This is a genomic window from Nitrospinota bacterium (assembly GCA_016217735.1).
Taxonomy (GTDB): Bacteria; Nitrospinota_A; UBA7883; order JACRGQ01; family JACRGQ01; genus JACRGQ01.
Genome location: JACRGQ010000027.1, coordinates 24875 through 45748 on the forward strand (window position 1 = coordinate 24875; position 20874 = coordinate 45748).

General features: G+C 56.2%; 18 protein-coding genes. 4 read left to right on the forward strand and 14 right to left on the reverse strand.

Annotated features, from left to right (window positions below; all coding sequences use genetic code 11):
* Positions 1–3 precede the first annotated feature (3 nt).
* The 4 genes from HZA03_04525 (at position 4) to HZA03_04540 (ending at position 3946) form a co-directional block, all read left to right on the forward strand.
* Complete coding sequence (locus HZA03_04525; GenBank protein ID MBI5637219.1) at positions 4–834, forward strand: M48 family metalloprotease; 831 nt, start codon at positions 4–6, stop codon at positions 832–834.
* A complete protein-coding gene (locus tag HZA03_04530; GenBank protein MBI5637220.1) occupies positions 809–2047 on the forward strand; it encodes a hypothetical protein in 1239 nt (412 codons plus the stop codon). The genes HZA03_04525 and HZA03_04530 overlap by 26 nt, the downstream gene beginning before the upstream one ends.
* A gap of 33 nt (positions 2048–2080) precedes the next feature.
* Positions 2081–3079 carry an endolytic transglycosylase MltG gene (gene mltG, locus HZA03_04535; protein MBI5637221.1) on the forward strand — a complete coding sequence of 333 codons (999 nt, stop codon included), beginning with the start codon at positions 2081–2083 and terminating at the stop codon, positions 3077–3079.
* A gap of 189 nt (positions 3080–3268) precedes the next feature.
* Positions 3269–3946, forward strand: a complete 678-nt coding sequence (locus tag HZA03_04540) for a hypothetical protein (GenBank protein MBI5637222.1) — start codon at positions 3269–3271, stop codon at positions 3944–3946.
* 121 nt (positions 3947–4067) lie between these two features.
* On the opposite strand, the gene HZA03_04545 is transcribed toward HZA03_04540, so the two are convergent.
* The 14 genes from HZA03_04545 to HZA03_04610 form a co-directional block, all read right to left on the reverse strand.
* A complete protein-coding gene (locus HZA03_04545) occupies positions 4068–4457 on the reverse strand; it encodes a zinc ribbon domain-containing protein (protein ID MBI5637223.1) in 390 nt (129 codons plus the stop codon).
* On the reverse strand, positions 4454–4957 hold the full coding sequence (locus HZA03_04550) for a cytochrome c-type biogenesis protein CcmH (protein MBI5637224.1): 504 nt from the start codon (positions 4955–4957) through the stop codon (positions 4454–4456). The genes HZA03_04545 and HZA03_04550 overlap by 4 nt, the downstream gene beginning before the upstream one ends.
* 38 nt (positions 4958–4995) lie before the next feature.
* Positions 4996–7476, reverse strand: a complete 2481-nt coding sequence (locus HZA03_04555) for a TIGR03960 family B12-binding radical SAM protein (GenBank protein MBI5637225.1) — start codon at positions 7474–7476, stop codon at positions 4996–4998.
* Positions 7469–8590 (reverse strand): rod shape-determining protein RodA, encoded by a 1122-nt coding sequence (gene rodA, locus HZA03_04560; protein ID MBI5637226.1) that lies wholly within the window; start codon positions 8588–8590, stop codon positions 7469–7471. The genes HZA03_04555 and rodA overlap by 8 nt, the downstream gene beginning before the upstream one ends.
* Positions 8591–8592: 2 nt before the next feature.
* The gene (gene mrdA, locus HZA03_04565) at positions 8593–10458 is read right to left on the reverse strand and encodes a penicillin-binding protein 2 (GenBank protein ID MBI5637227.1); all 1866 of its coding nucleotides are present in this window, start codon (positions 10456–10458) and stop codon (positions 8593–8595) included.
* A 30-nt stretch (positions 10459–10488) separates the two neighbouring features.
* Positions 10489–11856, reverse strand: a complete 1368-nt coding sequence (locus HZA03_04570; protein MBI5637228.1) for a phosphomannomutase/phosphoglucomutase — start codon at positions 11854–11856, stop codon at positions 10489–10491.
* A gap of 16 nt (positions 11857–11872) precedes the next feature.
* Complete coding sequence (gene dusB / locus HZA03_04575; GenBank protein ID MBI5637229.1) at positions 11873–12907, reverse strand: tRNA dihydrouridine synthase DusB; 1035 nt, start codon at positions 12905–12907, stop codon at positions 11873–11875.
* Positions 12908–12971: 64 nt separating this feature from the next.
* Entirely contained in the window at positions 12972–15779 is a 2808-nt protein-coding gene (locus HZA03_04580) for a DEAD/DEAH box helicase family protein (protein MBI5637230.1), read from the reverse strand.
* Between the two features lie 2 nt (positions 15780–15781).
* Entirely contained in the window at positions 15782–16135 is a 354-nt protein-coding gene (locus HZA03_04585) for a DUF86 domain-containing protein (protein MBI5637231.1), read from the reverse strand.
* Positions 16125–16427, reverse strand: a complete 303-nt coding sequence (locus HZA03_04590; protein ID MBI5637232.1) for a nucleotidyltransferase family protein — start codon at positions 16425–16427, stop codon at positions 16125–16127. Before HZA03_04590 ends, HZA03_04585 begins: the two co-directional genes overlap by 11 nt.
* A gap of 14 nt (positions 16428–16441) precedes the next feature.
* Positions 16442–19033 carry a site-specific DNA-methyltransferase gene (locus tag HZA03_04595; protein ID MBI5637233.1) on the reverse strand — a complete coding sequence of 864 codons (2592 nt, stop codon included), beginning with the start codon at positions 19031–19033 and terminating at the stop codon, positions 16442–16444.
* A 484-nt stretch (positions 19034–19517) separates the two neighbouring features.
* Positions 19518–19601, reverse strand: a complete 84-nt coding sequence (locus tag HZA03_04600; protein MBI5637234.1) for a hypothetical protein — start codon at positions 19599–19601, stop codon at positions 19518–19520.
* A 158-nt stretch (positions 19602–19759) separates the two neighbouring features.
* The gene (locus HZA03_04605; GenBank protein ID MBI5637235.1) at positions 19760–20155 is read right to left on the reverse strand and encodes a HEPN domain-containing protein; all 396 of its coding nucleotides are present in this window, start codon (positions 20153–20155) and stop codon (positions 19760–19762) included.
* Entirely contained in the window at positions 20148–20453 is a 306-nt protein-coding gene (locus HZA03_04610) for a nucleotidyltransferase domain-containing protein (GenBank protein ID MBI5637236.1), read from the reverse strand. The genes HZA03_04605 and HZA03_04610 overlap by 8 nt, the downstream gene beginning before the upstream one ends.
* Positions 20454–20874 lie beyond the last annotated feature (421 nt).

Here is a 20874-nt window from a genome sequence, read left to right on the forward strand (position 1 = left end):
GCCATGATGAAAAAAATCATTTTTGCCACCGCAGCCGCCGCGCTGTTCGTCCTCCCCGCCGCCGCCGAAGACACCAAACACCTCCGGCAGCACCATATGATGCAGACCGTCAGCGCGGACGACATCAAGGCCGAGATCAGCTTCGGCAAAGAGGTTGGCGCCCGCATCCTGGGCAAATACCCGCTCGTGCATAACGAGCCCCTTACCCGCTATGCCAACCTCCTGGCGAAATCGCTGGCCCAATATTCCAACCGCCCTGAAATATCCTTCACCGTGGGAGTGCTGGACACCGACATGATCAACGGCTTCGCCGCCCCCGGCGGCTACATCTTCATTACCCGCGGCGCCATCGAAGCGATGGACGATGAGGCGGAACTGGCCGCGGTTATCGGACACGAGATGATACATGTCTGCCAGCGCCACATCGTAAAAGAGCTGAACATACACGGTTCGGACAGTTCCCCCGTTTCCGGCTTTGCCCACGTCATCGGGGGCGCGGGGGAAGCGGCGAACCTCACCTTCGTCCGCGCGTTGGACGAAGCGATAAACATCCTCTTCGAGCGCGGCTACAAAAAGCAGGATGAGATCGAGGCCGACACCTTGGGGATAACGCTGGCGGCCAACACCGGCTACGACCCCGCCGCCCTCGTCCGCTACTTCAAGAAAATAAAAGGGGGGCTGGAAAAGGAAACCGCCTCAATACGAAAACTGCACCCGTCCTTTGATGAACGGATACAATGGATCAACTTGGCCATCGAAAAGGACGGTCTGGGGGGAAACGGCTTTAAAACAGGCAAGGAGAGGTTTAATGGCATCCTGGCACGAAAGGGTTAAAACGTGGGCATGCGCCGCCGCAATGCTGCTGGCCTTCGCCGGCGCGGCGGCCGCGGACGAGTATCACTATAACAGCACCATCATCGGCGAACGTCCCGCGGGCATGGCCGGAGCCTACACCGCCGTATCGGACGACGCCTCCGGCCTCTTCCACAACCCGGCGGGAACGGTCTACTCCTATGGCTCGAACCTATCCGTCAGCGCCAACGCGTGGACGCGCATCACCAAAAAATATGATAACGCGGGGTTGAATTTCGCCTACGAACGGAAATCGGACAACCTCCAGCCAAACTTTTTCGGCGTCGTGCAACACTCCCCTTACGGCACCATCGGCTTCTCCTATGCCGTGCAGGATTCGCTGCTGGAAGAACAGAACCAGACTTTTCCCAACCCCACGCCGGTGATTGACGAATGGACCATCAACTACCTGAAGGAATACAACGTCTATAACATCGGCCCCTCGATAGCCTGGGACGCTTCCAAAGATCTCAAGGTGGGCGTCACGCTGTACTTCCACTATAAAAGATACAAACTTTCCAATAATAGCTTCCAGTTTTACGCCGATGGCACCCGCCGGTGGCAGAACAGCGTTGCCAACCTGACGGAGCAGGGACTCCGCCCCATTGCCGGAGTGCTCTACTCCCCCGAAAATGGCAAGTATTCCATTGGCTTCACCGTAACGCAGACGCTCCTCCTCGATTCCAGCATCTATATCCAGCAAACGGAAAAAACGCCCAGCGGGACGTATACCACCAACCCCTCCTTCGCCGTGGCGCGCATCAGTGAAAAAGCAAACTACCCCTACACCGCCAAAATCGGCGCCGCCTACTTCCCGTCAAACGCGCTGCTGATCTCCGGGGATATCTCCTACACCAGCCCCGTCACCGACACTATATGGCTCGACCGCCAGCCGGTGGTCAACGCCGCGATTGGGATGGAATACTACACCTCCCCCTCCTTTGCCATCCGCTGCGGTCTTTTCACCGACCGGGCAAACACCAAAGCGCCGGCCACCGCCGCCGACCCGGAACATATCGACCTGCTGGGACTCTCCCTCAGCGGCAGCTATTTCGTGAAGGGTACCTCCCTCACCTTCGGATTTACCGACAGCTTTGGCACTGGCCAGCACTGGATCAACAGCGCAAGCACCGCCAGCGGCACCATGACCGAAAACAGCCTGATGATATTCCTCGGCACATCCTACAGTTACTAGCCGTGGAACCGTCATGACAATGACCGTTCCCGCATGAAAAAACTGCTTGCCCTGGCGGGCGCGGCATTTCTGGTTCTGATCCTGTTGCTGTTCGCCGCCCTGAAGGAGATCAACGCGCCCGCCGCCGCCACGCACGGCGCGGTAACCGCAACGATAACGCCCGGCATGCACCTTTCACAGGCGGCCAAGATGCTGGAGGCGGCCGGCGCGGTGAAATCAGCCGCCGCGTTCATCATCGTGGCGAAACTGCACCGGCTGGGCAACAATCTTAAAGCGGGAGAATATGAACTCGACCCGGGCCAAAAACCGGTCGAACTGCTCCGCCAGCTTGCCGAAGGACGCGTGAAACTGCACCCCTTCACCGTGCCGGAAGGATTCACCATGAGGCAGATCGCCGAACTGGCCGCCGCCAAAGGTCTTTGTTCCGCCGCGGATTTCCTCAAGGCCGCCGCCGACAAAAAGTTGCTTGACGAATTTGCCATCAATGCCGCCAGCGCCGAAGGATACCTGATGCCGGAGACCTACCACTTCCGCAAGGAAGCCGGCGGTTCCGCCGTCGTCCGAACGATGCTTGCCACCTTCACGAAAAAAACGGCGCCCCTGCGCCGGAAATACCAAGGCCAAACCGCCACGCTGCACCAGATCGTCACCCTCGCCTCCATCGTGGAGAAAGAGGCGGCCGGGCCGGATGAATACCCGCTCATCGCCGCCGTGTTTTACAATAGGCTGCGCCGCGCCATGCCGTTGCAGGCCGACCCAACCGTGATATATGCCATGCCGGATTTCGACGGCAACATCCGCAAGAAAGACCTCTCCATCGATTCACCCTACAATACCTACCGCTACCGGGGCCTCCCCCCCGGCCCGATAGCCAACCCCGGCATGGGCGCCATGGAAGCGGCGTACGCTCCCGCTTCGGCGCATTATCTTTACTTCGTGGCGATGGGCAAGGTTAAAAAACACCACTTCTCCGCCACCCTCAAAGAGCACAACGAAGCGGTGCGGAAATACCAATTGGGCGGCCGGGGCTGACCCGCTTTATTCACAGAATAAAGCGGGAAAACCGTCAAGCTTTTGAAAAGACGCGGCGGCGATGGATTTTTCGAGAGAAACATACTAAAGTATGTTGACTGAGAAAAATGCAAGCCAACGCGATAATTTTCAAAAGATCGGCGGTTACCGGATTATGAACGGCAACGCCGTGAATAAGCCGGGCTGACCGTGCTGCTCTGGCGGAACGCATTCGAACGGCATATGCGGGAAGCGTTGGGACGCAACCTGCGGCTCATCTGGACCGTGAACCGGCGGGTGATGATCTCGTTGCGGCGCAAGAACGGGCTGCCGGTGCTCCGTGTGCACGAAAGCTTCGCCACCGCGGGCCAGCAACTGCTCGGCGACCTCGTGACATTCCTCCTCCGCGGACATAAAGCGCCGCAAAGCATCAAAGATTTTGTGCGGACAATAGAAAGCACGCGGGAACCGCGGGCAATCCGCATCGTCACCCGCGGCAAGCACCATGATCTGCGCGATATCTACCGCAAGCTCAACGCCGAATATTTCGGCGAAAAGCTTGCCGGCCACATCACCTGGGGACGCAGGGCCTTCGGCGTGAAACGCTCCATCACCTTCGGCACCTATACTTTCGAGCGGAAGCTGATACGCATCCACCCGGTGCTGGATACCGGGCTAACACCTCTCTTCTACCTGGAAAGCGTGGTGCACCACGAGATGGTTCACGAATACCTCCACACGGTGGAAGGGATCGGCCGCAAGCGCGGCAAGATGCATACACGCGGATTCCGCGAACTGGAACGGGGATTCAAGTTTTACGAAATGGCCAAGGCGTGGGAAAAACGCCACCTGAACAAACTGCTCCGCTACCAACCAGCGGAGGAGTAAGTTCTTTAGGTGGGTACATGCTCTTGGCATGTACATTGCCGCGGGGCGGCAAGAAAGCTTTGATACTATTTCTGGGTGCCGGATCGGTGTCCGGCATGACAAAAAAAGGGGCGGCGCGGCGTTACTTTTTGATCGGCTGGCCGCAGGAGGCGCAGAAGCGGTCGCCCGCATCGGCCTTCGCGCCGCAATCGGAGCAGAAACGGGCCTTTTCACCGGCACGCGCGGCTGGCTGTTCCTTGGGGGCGTTATCCAGACGCTTCATCACCTTCACCGCCTCCGCCTCGTAGCGGCTCTTCAGGGCGGCGTAATCGGCTTCGTCGATCTTGCCGGTCTTGTAATCAAATTCAAGATCCTTCAGCGCCACAAACGCCGCTTCCTTGGCGGAAAGCAGCTTGTGCCGCTCGTCTCCTTCATCCACTTCCCCTTCGGCAAGCGACGGTTTGACAAACAGCGGATACCCGATAGCGGCCATCACCGCCAGCGCCAACAACACTTCAACTATGGTAATCATTCTTCGTATTTATCCAATTCATCGCGCATTTTTTTCAAATAGGGGTCGCCTTCGCCGCTCTCCGCCGTTTTCTTGGGGGAGGCGTCCGGGGAAACCGCGGCGCGGTTGCCGCTCCACCGCTTGAGGATCATCGCCACCAACATGCCGACGGCGACAATCGCCACAAACGGCGTTACCCACGCCATCACATTAAATCCCTTAAAAGTGGGGGCCGCGAGAATCGCTTCGCCGCGGCTTTTCACCATTTGGTTTATGATCTCCTGCCGGGGCGTGCCGCTATCCACCATCTGGCATATCTCCTTGCGCGCCGGAATGGCTTTGTCGCAATTCTCATGCGGGCAGGTCTTCAGCGTGGTGCCGCAGCCGCACAGGCAGGCCATGTCCGAAATGAGGCTCTCATACAACGCGTCTTTGTCCGCCGCGCCCACGGGGATTTGTTCCGCCGCCCGGACGGAAGCGGAAAGGGCCAGAATCAAAAGGAGCATCACAAGTTGTTTCATGTTTTCATTTTACCATAATCGCGGCGGCATCTACCCGGTCAAGAAACGGCGGAGGAGACTTTTTGCGCGGGAACCTTCATAACCGCGCCGTACTTCACCATCTTGCGCAGCCCGGTCAGCCGGAATCCGGGGAGCGCCGCGCGGAGTTTTCCCCAAAACCCTTCCAGTGTGCTTTCAAAGCGAAGCACCGCCTTCTCCCCCTCCCGTTCAAGGGAAATAACGGTAAGCCCCTCGATGCCGTCGAACGCCGCTTTCACCGCCTCGATGGCGGGCTCTTCGGGTCCGGTATCCGTCATCGTCCAGAGGGTTTTTTCGGTGGCGGATTGTATGGAGCGGTACGGCGGCGTTCTCAGTTCGGCCCCCTCGATGGTAATCCCCCGTTCAAGCTCGGCGTTGAGCCGCTGGACTATCACGGCCGGTTCCACCGGATGCTCGAAGTCGATATCGACCATCTCGCACAATGAAACCGTGCCGACCGGCAATGCGGTGCCAAACGCCATCTTGATATGCGGATGAAATCCCCCGCTGTGGGCGACCGGCAGGGCGGCACGCCGAAGCGCGCGGGAAAAGCCGTTGAGCATCTCCAGATGCGCCAGGTAGCGGGCCATCCCCTCTTTCCGGAACGTGAGGCGGTACTTAAACACCGGGGTCTCCCCTTCGATGTGCGGCGCGGGGGAAACCGGCGGCACGGTGGACGGCGGATAAATCACGTTATCGTTGGCCGGCAGACCGCAGCCCAGGCATTTGTCGAAACGGCAGTCGGTAGTGACAACTTCGGCGAGAGCGTCTTTCAACTCCCGTTTGAGGTATTTTTTCGCAATGCCGATATCGAGGTGATCCCACGGCAAGGTTTCGTCAAGGCCGCGCCGCCGCAGGGCGTACTCGTCCGGATCAACCCCGCATTCGGCGAATGCCGCGCGCCACGCGTCAAGCTTGAAGTATTCGCTCCAGCCGTCAAGGCGGCACCCTTTCTCATAGGCGCGCCGCACCACCGCCGCCAGCCGCCGGTCGCCGCGGGAAAAGACCCCTTCCATCCAGCTCATCTCCACGTCGTGCCCCTTGAGCTGCACCCCCCGCATCCTGCGGAACGCGTCGGTGAGCATCATCTTCTTGCGCATGTTCTCTTCCATCGCCTGCATCGGTTCCCACTGGAACGGCGTGTGGGCTTTGGGAACGAATTGGCCCACCCCCACATTGATGTTCTGGAATTTATGGTTCCCCTCGCGCAGGCGGTTGATATCCTGTACCAGCCGGACAATCCCCTCCACATCATCATCGGTCTCGGTGGGAAGCCCGATCATGAAATAAAGCTTCAGTTGCCGCCACCCCCCGGCCAACACCTTGCGGGCGGTTTCAATAATCTCTTCATTGGTGATCTTTTTGTTGATGACGCGGCGCAACCGTTCGCTCCCCGCTTCGGCGGTGATGGTGAAACCGGTTTTGCGCACCCGCGCGATCTGCCGGATGAGCGGCGCGGTGAGCGTGCCGGAGCGGAGCGACGGCAGCGAAACGGAGATATTCTCCCGCGCGGTTCTATCCATCAGCATCGTCACCAACGGCTCGATGTTGCTGTAGTCGCCGCTGGAGAGCGAAGCGAGCGATACGTCGTCATAGCCGGTTTTCTTGAGCGCCGTGTCGATGATCGCCAGGACTTCTTCCGGACGGCGTTCGCGCACCGGGCGGTAGGTCATCCCCGCTTGGCAATAGCGGCAGCCGCCGGTGCAGCCGCGGTCGATCTCCACCGTCAGGCGGTCGAACACCGGCTGGCCGTAGGGAATCACCATATCCATCGGAAACGGACTTTGCGAAAGATCCTTGAGAATCGCGCGGCGCGGCTCCGGCAACCCCGCGGCCACCGGCGTGATGGCGGCAACGCGGGGGCCGTCGTATGTCACGTTAAAAAGCGACGGGACGTAAACCCCCTCGATATCGGCCAGCGAGCGCAGAATTTCTTTCCGCTCCGTTTTTCGCGCTTTCAGTTCGGCATAGCGGTTGGCCAGCAGCGGCAAAACCTCTTCGGCGTCTCCCATCACAAAAAGGTCGAAGAAGGCCGCCACCGGTTCGGGATTGAAAACCGACGCCCCGCCGCCGATCACCAGCGGGTCGGCTTCGGAGCGCTCCGCCGCCTCCAGCGGCACCTTGCCAAGCTCAAGCATCGCCAGTATCTCGGTGAAGCAAAGCTCGGTGGAGATGCTGAAGCCGGCGATATCGAATGCGTTAAGCGGGTCGTGCGATTCAAGGGAGCGGAGCGGCTGTCCCTCGCGGCGGAGCAACGCCTCCATGTCCGGTTCCGGCGCGAAAAACCGCTCGGCCCAAAGCCCCTCGGCGTTATTCACGACGGAATAAAGGATTTTGAGGCCCAGATGCGACATGCCGATCCGGTACAGTTCCGGAAAACATAACGCCACGCGGCAGCGAACGCGCCCCTTCTCCTTCACCACGGCGCGCACTTCGTTCCCCACATACTGCGAGGGGTTGTGCGCTTCATCCAAAAACGGTTCGTAGGGGTGGCTAATCATGGCGGAATCTCCTCATTCGTATGCTGATCAGGATGCCGAGCGCCGCGTAGTTGGTGAGCAGGGCCGAACCCCCATAACTAAATAACGGCAGGGGGATGCCGACAATCGGGGTGATCCCGATGGTCATGCTGACATTATACAGGAAGTGAAAACCGATCATGCCGGTGATGCCGGCCGCCAGCAGGCTGCCAATGCGGTCCTTCGAATTGATGATGAGGTCCATCATGCGCAGCACGAGGGATACGAACAGGATGAGCAGCAGGAATACCCCTAAAAAGCCGACCTCTTCGGCGTATACGGCGAAAATGAAATCGGTGTGTTTTTCAGGCAGGAAGTTCAGCTTGCTCTGTGTGCCGGCGAAAAACCCCTTGCCCAAAAAACCGCCGCTGCCGATGGCTATCTTGGACTGGATGGTGTGATAGCCGGTGCCGAGCGGATCGGTGGTGGGATCAATCATCGCCAATACGCGGTTCTTCTGGTAATCCTTCAGGTTGAACCAGCCGACCGGAACAAGCACCATCATGCCGATGATGATGGCGATGAGCGCATTTTTCCTGATGCCATTGATGAACGCCATCGCGAAAAAAATGACGATAAGCACGCTTGCGGTGCCAAGATCCGGCTGCTTGGCTATCAGGAGCGCCGGGATGAGCGTGAGGATGGCCGGCACAAGAAGCTGCTTGAATCCCAGCTCTTCGGCAAGCTCCCGCGCGTAATTGAAATATTTGGTCAGGGCCATGATGAGAACCACCTTCATCATTTCAGAGGGCTGCACGTTAAGGCCGCCGAACCCGAGCCACCGCTGCGAACCGCCGATCACCCGCCCTCCGGCCAACACGGCCACCAACAGGCCAAGGAAAATGATATAGAAGAGATAGGCGGGGCGCTCCCAAATACGGTAGTCCATCATCGCCACGCCGGACATCAGAATAATGCCGTAGATATTCCACTCAAGCTGCTTGAGATACAAGCCGCGGAACGCCGCCGAATCGCTGGCGAAGTTCGCGCTATAGATCACGAACACGCCGAGCAGGGAAATCGACAGCGCCAGCAGGAACAGAGGCCAGTCGAACAGGCCGAACCATTTATCGCCGAGCGTGGAGTTTTCGTTCATCTTTACGAAACCGGCTTTCGCGGAGCCTCGGTCTTCCGGGCCTCCGCCGCCTTTATCATCGCATCAAGGTACGCGGTGAACATGGCGCGGGCCACCGGGGCGGCCGCCGTGCCGCCGTGGCCGCCGTGCTCCACGATAACGGCCACCGCTATTTGCGGATCCTCCACCGGGGCGAAGGCCACGAACCACGCGTGGTCACGGAACTTTTCGGGAAGCTTGTCGGGATCGAGGTTGTGTTCCCCTTCTTTCAATTTCACCACCTGCACGGTGCCGGTTTTCCCCGCCACGCGGATATGTGGAACGCGGCAACTCCAAAAAGCGGTTCCCCGTTCGGAGTTAACCACCATCTCGAGCCCTTCTTTGATAAGGCCGACATTTTTCTGCGAAAGACCCGTATGCTGTCCCCCAAGCGCTTCGGGTGTGGCCGCTTCATGTTCTCCCAAGCGGGTCAGCCGCAGGTTCGGCATCCAGCCGCCATTCGCCACGGCCGCAACCGCGCGGGCCATCTGTATCGGTGTTACCTGATTGTATCCTTGTCCGATCGCCACCGAAAGCGTTTCCCCCGCGATCCACGGCTCTTTCCGGTATTTCTCCTTCCATGCGGTGTTCGGGATAAGCCCCCCCTTTTCATGGTCGAGGCCAAGGCCTGTGCGTTGGCTCAAACCAAACTTCACCGCCATATCGTGAATCTTGTCCACCCCCAAACGCAGCCCGACGTTGTAAAAGTAGACGTCACAGCTTTGCTCCAGCGCGTGCGTCAGGGTCATATTGCCGTGTCCCGCTTTTTTCCAGCAGCGGTAAACGCGCCGCCCAAGCCGGAATGAGCCATTGCAATTGAAGGCCGTGTTTTCATCGATCACCCCTTCTTTCAGGCCCGCGGCGGTCATCACAAATTTGAAAGTGGATCCGGGAGGATAGACCCCCTGTATGGCACGGTTGTTCAGCGGATGATACTCGTCATTCAGCAGGCTGCGCCAATACTCGGTTTCCACCCCGCTGGCGAACTCGTTGGGGTTGAAATCCGGATGGCTCACCATCGCGAGTATCTCGCCGGTTTTAGGATTGATAGCCACCGCAGCGCCGTTTTTCCCTTCCATCGCCTGCTCGGCGGCAAATTGCGTTTTATAGTCGATGGAAAGATAAAGATCGGTTCCCGCGCCGGGAGGGATGCGCCTGATCATCTTCAACTCCCGGCCCGTGGCATCCACTTCGATGATGTTGACCCCCTTTTGGCCGCGCAGCAACGGCTCGAAACTTCTCTCGATGCCGAACTTGCCGATAAAATCCCCTTTGCGGTAATCCTTGTAAAAACCCTGGCCGATTTGATCCTTGGAAATTTCCCCCAGATAGCCCAGCAAGTGCGAGCTGAAACGTTCATACCTGTAGCTGCGGACAGGCCTCACATCAAGCGAGACCCCCGGCAGTTCGTAACGGTGTTCCTCCAGCCGGGCGGCATCGTCGCGGCTGATGTCATGGGCCAGAACGTAAGCTTGGAATGGTTGCAACGCTTTGATTTTACGCATAGTATCTTCCTTGTTGAAGGAGATGAGCGTGGCAAGCTTATCCATGACCGCGCCGAAATCGGGCATGTCTTCGCGGATGATCACGATGTTGAACGATGCGCGGCTGCTCACCAGTTCCACCCCGGACCGGTCATAGATTGTCCCGCGGTAATCCGGCAGCGGTATTTGGCGCAAACGGTTGCTTTCGGCCAGTTCCTTCAGGTCATCCCCTTGTATAACCTGCAGATACCATAGGCGGATCAGCAGAACAAGGAACACGGTAAGGATGAAACCGGCGAAGATAAAAAGGCGTGACCGGACCATCCGAAAATATTTTTCATCCGAGCCATACGCGAAATCCATCATGTCAGTGCCGTTGCCCCTATCTAGCTGTTGTCAAAAGGGTTCGGTGTTTTTTAACGGCCCGAATGTGATGAGTTTTTCGTACACTTCCCGCTTGTAGCGTTCGAGCGCGTCTTTTGTTTCCGCTTCGAAACGCATCACCAGCACCGGCTGGGTGTTGGAGGCGCGAATGAGCCCCCACCCGCTGGCAAAATCAATTCTAACGCCATCAATATCAATAACTTTGTACTTAGCGCGGTAATACTCCACCAGTTCTTTCACAATAGCGAATTTTTCGCTGTCGGGGCATTCCACGCGGATTTCGGGGGTGCTCTCCATATGTGGCACGTCTTTCAGGAAGGCGCTCACCGGTTCACTAGCGTTATCAATGATTTTCAGCATCCTAGCGGTGGCGAAAATGGCGTCGTCGTAACCGTAGTAGTCCTCGCCAAAAAAGATGTGGGCGCTCATTTCGCCCGCCAATGGCGCACCTTCGTCAAGCATCCGCTGCTTGATGATGCTGTGTCCGGTGGCGCTCATAATAGGAATACCGCCATGTTTTTCAACCCATTGTGGCAGGTTTCGGCTGCACTTCACGTCGAATATCACCTTCGCCCCTTTGCGGCGTGAAAGGAGATCGCGGGCGAAAATCATCAGCACTTGGTCGCCGTAGAGCAGGTTCCCCTTTTCGTCCACCACCCCGATCCGGTCGGCGTCGCCGTCATAACCGATACCGATGGCAGAGCCATGTTTTACAACGGCTTCTCGCAGTTGGAGGGTGTTTTTCAGCACTGTGGGGTCGGGGTGGTGGTTGGGAAAGCGGCCATCCGGTTCGCTGAAAAGCTCGACGACTTCGCATCCCATCTCCTTGAAAAGACGGGGGGCAAGCAATCCGCCACAGCCGTTGCCGCTGTCGATCACCACCTTGATTTTGCGGGAGAGTTTTATTTTCCCCTTCACCATTTCGATGTACGGATTGATGACATCCGCTTTTTTTACAATGCCTTTGCCTGTGGTGAACTTCCCCGCCTGCATCTCGCGGGCGATTTCCTGTATCTGCTTGCCCCAAAAACCCACCTTGTTGATTATCAACTTGAAGCCGTTGAATTCAGGAGGATTGTGGCTGCCGGTAATCATCACCGCACCATCGGTTTTCAGGTGGTATTCCGCGAAGTAGAGCGCCGGAGTCGGAACCCTTCCGATATCAACGACATCACAGCCAGCGGCGGTGAGTCCTTTGGAAAGCGCCGCGAAAAGCATATCGCCCGAAAGCCGGACATCGCGCCCTACGGCTACGGTCTTGCCCTTCGCGCCTATCACACGCGAGCCGAATGCACGGCCAAGTTTTTCAACAACATCGGGGGTGAGGTCTTTCTCCACCACGCCGCGAATGTCATACTCACGAAAAATTTCCAGATTCATGCGTCCTCCCTTTTTTTCAAGCCGCGCATTGCTCCGCTTTTTTATTGAAATATTTTTCCGCCAATTCTTTCAAATCCGCCAAATCCTCCAATTCAGTCACTTCCTGGCGGAAGCGCCGGGCATCGGTCAATCCCTTCGAGTAATACATCATGTGGCCGCGCAACGGACCGATGCAGCGCCGCGCGCCGAAAAATTCTTCCATCCAGACGATGTGTTGCAGGATGGTGGCCGAATCTTCCACGGCGGGCGCCGGTTCGCCGCGCTTGATGGCGGCGAAGACGGAGGGATGCCCCACCGCGCCGCGTCCGATCATCAGGCCGTCGACGCCGGTCCGCTCCAGCCACCGGCGCGCGTCGGCGGCGGAATGGATGTCGCCGTTTCCGATAAGCTCGATGCGCGGCAGGTCGGCGCGCAGACGGGCCACCGCGTCGTAGTCGATGGGACCGCTGAATGCGTCCGCCACGGTGCGGGCGTGTACGGTGATCCGATTCACGCCGGCGTCGGCGGCAAGGCGGGCAACGTCGAGTCCGGTTTTGCTCCCGCCGTGCTTGCCGGTGCGTATCTTGATGCTGACGGGGGTTTTTACCGCGTCCACCACCGCTTTCACGATGGCGGCGGCGTGTTGCGGGTTTTCCAGCAACGCCGCGCCCGCGCCGTTCCTGGTTACTTTTTTCGCGGGACAACCCATGTTGATGTCGATGAACAGCGGCTGAAGGTGCTCCACCCGCCGGGCCGCCTCTGCCATCACCGCCGGGTCCGACCCGAAAATCTGGATGGAGGCCGGCCGCTCGCCCTCGTGAATGGCGGCCATGCCGTGGGTCTTCCTGTTTTCGCGCACGAGGGCGTTGGCGCTGATAAGCTCGGTCACCACCTCGTCGGCCCCGAAGAGGCGGGCGACGCGGCGGAACGGCTGATCGCTGAACCCCGCCATCGGGGCGAGGATGAGTTTCACATCTCCGCTACAGCGGACTTCCGCGCCGGGTTGCATGCGGCCGGCTTCGCAGGCTTCGCCGCCGCTTTGCCGATTCCGGCGCTCTTGGGTATTTTGCATATCTTTTTATTGTAGCGCAAAGCGGCCCCCGTGGCACGAAGGATATGCGGGAAGCTATAAGGCGTTACGCATCTGCTTTGTTCTGCGTGTTGTAATGCCGCTTCAAGATACTTTCGATCTCGCTGATATGGCGGGATTCCGTCCGCGCCCACTTCCCAAATCCGCCGTGGGCATTCACGCCGTTAATCCATTCATCAAGTGCCTGTTGTTTGGCCCGTTTTTCATTTGTGGCTTCGCCGGATACTTCCAACACCAAGTGAACGCCATCCTTCAAGCGGATTATGAAGTCGGGCCGATACTTCCGCACCACCCCTTCATAGATATACAGAATCTCAAAGCCCAAATGGTCGTTTTTCACCCATGCGTCAACCAGCTTATCGTTCCTGTCCAGCGCGTATGCTTCCGATGCTTCCCATGTGCTGTCGAAAACGCAAAAATTCACATGCGATAGGCGGGCATACTCATTCGGCTTGCTGGTGTACCACGGGCGCATATCCCCCGTCCGGCGGATGGGGCGTTCCGGATCAAAAACCAGATTAACGGTCTGAGCGTTCCCGCACTTGATGGCCTCCCACACATGCTGCACCACTTTACCCATATTCAGCATGATAACAATGCGCCGCCGCAGTTCATCCCGATTGAAAAGCGGCGGGTCAATTTGGATAGCGCCGCTTGCCGCGTATTTTTCCACCAGTTTGATAAGCTGAGCCAGCAGATATTCCCGGTTTCCCTTCCACTGGGGCCGCATCTGGTCATAAACGTCGCGCGCCGTTTCAAAGATGATGCGTTGCATACGAAACCGGGCCGCCAGTTCTTCAAGCGTAATTTGCTCAAGATTTGTCACAGCCGGTTGACCGCCGACGATAGGGGCCATTTCCGCGATAGTCCGCGTTTCCGCCGCGTTCAGCACCAGCGGCTTCAGTTTTTCCGTTTCAAGCGTAAGCACCGGCTTATATTCATAGTCTATGCGGACGATGTTCGGCCAGCTTATCTCATGCCGGGCTTTTTCGGAAATCGGCTTGATTTCCGTTTTGGGGTTTGGCGGCGGAGGTGGTTGTCCCTCTCCCCCTTCATGCGGAAGAAAGCTGAACGGTATCCCAAAAATATTTACATACTCCGCTTGCAGCAGTCCGCTTTCCGGGTTTACTTCATAAGAGGTGCGCCGCAATCCGCGCCCCACCACCTGTTCACACAATAATTGGCTGGTGAAGGCGCGCAATCCCATGATGTGGGTGACGGTCTTAGCATCCCATCCCTCGGAAAGCATCCCCACGGAGATCACATTTTGGATTGCCTCGCCGGGTTTTTCGGCTTGTCCCACCGTATCCACCATCCGGCGCAGTTGTTCGGCCTGTTGCACTTTGGTCAAAGCCTTTTTTGGCGAATCTTCCTCGTCCTCTTCGGTCTCATCCTTGATTTCAACGGCCTCTTCACGCGCTTCCGCTTTATCTAATACTTTGCTGTCGATATGAAGCGTCTTTTCCGGAGCGCACAGTTCCTCGATTTTGATTTTCCCGTGGTCGAAGGAGTATTTAACCCGCGCCGCCGTTTCGGTGCGGTTGGCCACCGTTATCATTACCGGGGGGACAAGGGCGCGGTTCTCATCCCATTTCTTCTTGGTTTCAAGCCAATCCTTCCCCAGCAGGTAATATGCGTTGGTCACAAGGTCGGGCAATCGTTCATGCTCTTCCGCGCGGCGGGTGAGGTCGTCACTCACGCCGTCCTGCATATAGATGTGGTACAGCTTGGATTTGTAGTTCCCCGCATCCGGCATTCCGTCATCCCGTACAACCACGCGGGGGGTTTTTACCAGCCCGCTTTCAATTGCGTCGTACAGGCCGAAGTCGCTTACGATCCAGCCGAAAAGCGTTTCCTCTTCATTCCGTTTGCCCGTGGGGGCAAACGGCGTTGCCGAAAGGTCATAACAGGCAAGTATCTTGTTGGTCTTGTGGATGCGGTCAAGGCCGCCCACCCACATGGCCGCTTCTTCAATATCTTCTTTCAACACGTCTTTTAGCCGCTCTTTGGGCGGCACCCGCCATGCGTGGTGCGCCTCGTCATTTATAACCACAATGTTTTCGGTTTTTGCCATGTCATCCAGCACACGCTTGGCAAATGCCTTGTCGCTTTCAGCCCCTTTCTTCACCACTTTGGGGCCGGCGCCGGGGTCAAGCGGCATAAGGCAGTGCCAGTTGTGTATCAGCACCTTCCCTTGCCGCAATTGATCGTGCATTCCGGGGGGTACGATGTTGAACTGGTCGTAATAGCTGTTTTCCGCGCTTGGTTGTAATACCCGAAGCCGCTCCCGCACGGTGAGGCCGGGCGCGACTATAAAAATGTGTTTGCTGTATCGCTTATCTTGCGGGTAAGCCGCCTTGTTCAGGATGTGCCACGCGATCAGCATGGACATTACGATGGTTTTACCCGTGCCGGTCGCCATCTTGGTGCAAAGGCGCATAAACTGGCCGCCGTCGCCGGGTATTTCTATCCCCACCCGCTCGTTAGCGGGGGCTTCCGCCATCCAGATGATAGTCTCTATAGCTTCCAGTTGGCAGAAGAAAAAACGCCGCCCCTCGCGTTGCTCCGGGTCATTCCAATGTTCCAACAGCCGCTTGGTAACGCCGGTTACTCCCTGATAGCCACCCTCACGCCATCTGTTCACCCGCTCCCGGATGGCGTTCACCATCGGCAGTTCGTTGAAGATGCCGGGATCGTCAAAAGATTTTCGCCCCGGCGTGGCGGTTATGTATCCGGCGGGCCGCCGCCGCTGTTCGCGCGAAAATTTCTTTTCTTCCGGAATGTACTTCCAGTGTTCTTTCGGCTCAACGTAAGGGGGATTAAGAATAAGCTGGTCTATCTGGTCATACAGCATCGCTACTGCCCGGCCCCCTCATCATGGAGTACTGTGTTCAGCGTTGCCATCAGGGGCGGCAGGGCCTCGACGGCTGTTTTCCAAACAATGTCGTGGTTTATGTCGAAATACACGTGGATTATCCGGTTCCTCATGTTCACTATCTTCCGCCACGGAACGGACGGATATTTTTCCTGGGTTTCCCTAGAAACCCGCGAAGCGGCCTCCCCGACTATTTCAATGCAATGGAAGACCGAAAGGCGGAGCGTGATCTCCTTGTCAAAATCCTCCCTTGTCTTCCCATTAAGTATCGTCAGCGCATCATTCGCCGCATCCCGCATGTGGCGGATACGGATGAAGTCCTCCTTACGCGGCATACTGCTCCACGGCGGCACTCACTACTTCTTCGCGGAAATAGGGACTTAGGTCTTCCGGCGTCCGCAGGTCAACCTTGTGTCCCAGCGTGTCGCCAAGCTCCAATTCCATCCCTGAGAGGGTGATCAAATCCGGCAGATGGTCTTCCTCAAAGACCACCAGCATGTCAATGTCGCTTTCGGGGCCAAAGTCATCCCGCAAAACGGAGCCGAAAAGGGAAAGCTTGCGTATATGCCATTTTTTGCAAAAAGCGGAAATCGTCTCTTTAGGCAATTCGATATGCGGTTTTCCCATTGTTCCTCCTAAATTTACTCCACATCGAGCAGTTTAAGGCTTTCGATGCCACGGTCGTCTATGATTTTCACCGCCGCCTTTTTGTGTTCCCCCGCGCCGAATGGCAGGGAGACGGTTCCGGTATAGGCGGCGGCCAATTCCGGGTCTATCTCCGCTTTCAAGTTTTTAGCCAGCTTGCTCCATCCTTCTTTTTCATCCGCCATAGGGAAGAAAACTTGGCGCGGGAAAATGCACCGCCCATCGTAGTCGGGATCGAGCATCCACATAGCTATCCGGTCGTGGCCTCCCGATTCTATGTTGCCTGTCTTGGTGTTGTAGTAGTCGAAACCGTGAACAGTAATGCGGTATTTCCCTTTGTCTTCTCCGCTCTTTATTTTTTCCAACCGGATGTCCGGCTGGCCGATAAGCCAGAAACTTTCGTTGCTGCTCCGTTTCTTTTTCAGGTCGTCGGTCAAAAGATCGGCGTTCATCTGCGCTTTCAGCAGGGTAACACCCGGCCACTCGGTTTCGTCAATGTCTTTGGCCGCTTCGGGATCGAATTGGAAAGCGGCAAATACGATTATTTTTGGTTTTGGCACCAGCTTGTGCGCTTCTTGAATGGCGTGCTCCACTTGACGCTGTTCCAGCGGCGCGTGTTCAGGGCCAAAGGATATGACCACCCGCTCCGGGATACCCAGATGCTCGCCAGCACGGGAAGTCCCAGCCCTAAACGCTTTAGCGGTGGCATCGGCATGTAGCCAGCGCGTTCCGGGCAATGTTTCCACCCGCTCAAATTCTATTTTGTTGCCGTGTTTGCCGCGTATGCCGGTGCGGAGCAGTTCGCCACGCCATTCACTTTGGCGCAGGGTGGCGCCGCTCCGGGCGATGGTTGCATCTACCACTTGCGGCTGTTCCTTGCCGTCAATTTCGTCTATCGATTTAACCGATGGGGCGGGAACAGCCTCCACGGTGAACGGGCCGGTAACGCGCACCTTGCCGCTTTCTTTTATCGGCTGGTCGTAGAGCGTTTCCTGCTCTGCATATTTTGCGATTGCCCGCTCGATCTGCTCCTTGCCCATCCCCTCTTTTATTTCGGGATTGTTGGCGATTGATTTAAGGGTAACGTGCGGAACGGTTTTATAGTTGAACCCGCTCCCCACCCCTTCGTGCGGATGCGCCAATTCGTAATAGTCGAAGGTTGCGGTCATCAACCGTTGCTTGGCAAGGGCAGTGGCGACGCGGGAGGTATCACAGGTTATCCACCGCCGCCCCCATTGTTCCGCGACCGTCGCTGTCGTACCAGAACCGCAGGTGATATCAAGCACCAAATCACCGGGGTCCGTGGTCATGAGAAGGCATCTTTGAATTACTTTTGCATTTGTTTGGACTACATAAACTTTGTCCGTCGCTCCTCCAAAGTCAGTCCACATATTGTTTCTTGCCGTTGCTGCAAAATCACCAAAGTAGCGGACGTAGCGAAGCACATTCCCTACAGGTTCTATTCTCCCCGCATCGATCAACTTTTTAAAACCCATCTCACCTGTTTTCCAAAAATTTGTTCGAGGTACATATGTTTTACCGCGAAACAAAACTGGAAAACTGCCGGGCGGTCGTTGGCTAGTGAGATCGCCTAAGGTGAAAGGCTTGGCGTCTTGTGGCAATTTATTAATGTCTTCAATCTCTTCAGGAGTGAGAGGTCTGCGAGTTCCATCAGAAAGTTCAACGCGACTATAAGAGGTGGCTTGTGAGAGTTCTTTTACTTCAAATAGATCACGATACTTGATCGATTCTTTGTTTTTACCGTACCACAATAGGTAATCGGCAACACCAGCAAGCAATTCAGTTGTTGCACTGCTGGTCTTGGTTACGCTAATGAGTGAAACAAAATTCTCAACTCCAAACACCTCATCCATTAAATTGCGTACAAGGTGGACGTTTTCATCTGAAATTTGCACAAAAATGCTTCCCGTTTCAGCGAGCAAATCGCGGGCGAGTAAAAAGCGGTCGCGGAGGTAGGCCAGGTAGGAATGGATTCCCAACTCCCAGGTATCGCGGAAAGCCTTTATGGTTTCCGGTTCGGCGGTGAGGTCTTCGTCGCTTCCGTCCTTCACTTGCCGCTTGTTCACGAAGGGCTGGAAATTGCTTCCATATTTAATGCCATAGGGCGGGTCTATATAGACCATCTGCACATGGCCACCCAGCCCTTCCTTTTCCAAAAGGGAGTTCATCACCAGCAGGCTATCCCCCGCTATCAGGCGGTTGCTCCAGCCATGCTTGTGCTTGTAAAACTCCACCGCTTCGCGCAACGGCGGATTGAAAGCGGGCATATCAAAAAACGAGGTTTGCGGCCCGCCGTTCTTTTTCTTTATCGCCTCGATAATTTTCTTCGGGTCTATCCGTTCATGCACATGCAATGAAACGGTGGGGATTTCAAAGGAGGTGCGCTCCGCCTTCCCGGCCCACTGCAAGGCGGGGTCTATATGCGGATCGTAAGCGTATTGCTTCTTTGGGGATGCTGCGTCGCTATCGGTGCCGCTATCCACCAGCCCAACCGGGGGATTGTTCAGCCGCTCTTTATCATCATGGGTATATTGAACAATGGGCCGTTTCCGCCCGCCGCTTTCCATCCCGCCCAGCGCCGTTTGCCGCGCCCCGGTCACTTTCCCGGAAGCTTCCACCCCCTTCTTGGGCTTTTGCTTCCCTTCCTCTTTCTTTCCCCTCGCCATTCATCCCCCTGAACAGTGCTTTCAGCGTTATACCCGGTTGCGTACCGGGACATCTGTTTTTCCCATTCGTAAGATACGTCCGTATTTATATCACGCAATCAGTCAATAACGAATGGTGATGGGTGCAACGGGCTGTGCTTCCCTTAGCCGTCAAATCGAACGGCTAGAGTATTTTAACTTTTCATGGAAACGGCATTTTTGTCATGCCGGACACCGATCCGGCACCCAGAAATATTATCAAAACTTCCCTCATCGGCCCAAAGGGCCGATTCTGCTTGGCGCTTCCCGGGAAAATCAAGAGAGCTTGGATAATATATCTGGGTCCCGGGTCAAGCCCGGGATGACAGCAACATCGTATCCATGAAAAGTTATAATGCCCTAGGACTTATGGGGCCTTCTCAACGCCTTCCCGCTGGGCGTAATTGAACACTTCGGCGTCGCTTTTTCCGCGCAGGCCCACATCCCGCACATCGAAAGCTTCAAAACCTGTATCCTTATAATGCCCGCAGCGCCAAGAAGGGTCGGCCCGTTAGGCCGATTGTCCCCTTGAAGGGGATTCCCGGAGCGGATTGAAAAATCATTCCGCACCTCCTTCGGGAAAAGGGGGAGAGGGGCTGGAGAAAACGCTCAGAACGGTATTTTGCTTTTGACGAAAGCCATACACTCTTCCGCTTTTTTCACCGCCTCTTGCGCTTCGTCGATCAGGATTTCCCGCCAATCGTCCGGATATCTTTCCGTAATGGCATATGCACTCATTCCCCTTAAATCGGGCAGCATCACAAGAAAAGAACCATCCAATTTGCCGCAAGCGTCAACCAGCTTTCCCAAGTCATGCGTTTTCTCGACTTGCCGGTCGTGGAAAACCAGAAAAGCCTTGAGGGATTTTTCCGCGCACTGCTGGGCGTGAAAACATGCCATATCTGTAAGGGGGTCGGCCATTAACAATGCGGCATACGCCATTTTAATATCGTGCTCGGATTTGATAAACCAACGTTTGATGGTAATCCGCTTATCATCATCCATAGCAAACGACTCCCGTTTCCGCAACTTCGCGGGCAAGGGTATTTGCGATCTTTTTATATCTTTCAAGGTGATCGGGAGTCATCACGATAACATCCATGGAAAAGTCGCGTGGAAAGAACAAATCTTCAATTTCCAATTCCACTTCCCGTTTTGTTTTCTGACCGGAGTAGATAACCACAAGGTCGATGTCGCTTTCCTCGGTGGCGGTGCCTCTGGCGCGGGAGCCGAACAGGATTATTTTATCGGGATGTATCGCCTCGGCGATTTTCCGCGTGACTCTTTCAACCAGCGCATCCATGACTAAACTATATGAAAAAAGCGGACAGTCCGCAAGGACTGTTCCGTCTTTTTGAAATGAGCGGCGAAATACAATAAAACCTGCGGCTTCAATGGGAAGTTTGCAGAAAACGAAACCCCAAGCCGGAAAGACGGCTGATGCTCGACATCATGATCTACCTTTATCTTGGAAATTTCGATTAGCGGAATGGTATTACATGTCAAGCTTATAACTTTAAGCGGAAATACACCAAGGACGCAAAGCGGCCTAGCCGCCCTCCCCTTCGAGGCAGTACACCTTTTCGCGCAGGCCTAAATCCCGCACGGCGGGAAATGCGCCGTATCGGGGTCTTGCTTTGTAGCATTTGGCGGGGCGTAAGACAAAGAGAGCTTTGAAAGTATTTCTGGGTGCCGGTTCAAGACCGGCATGACAAGAGCGGAGA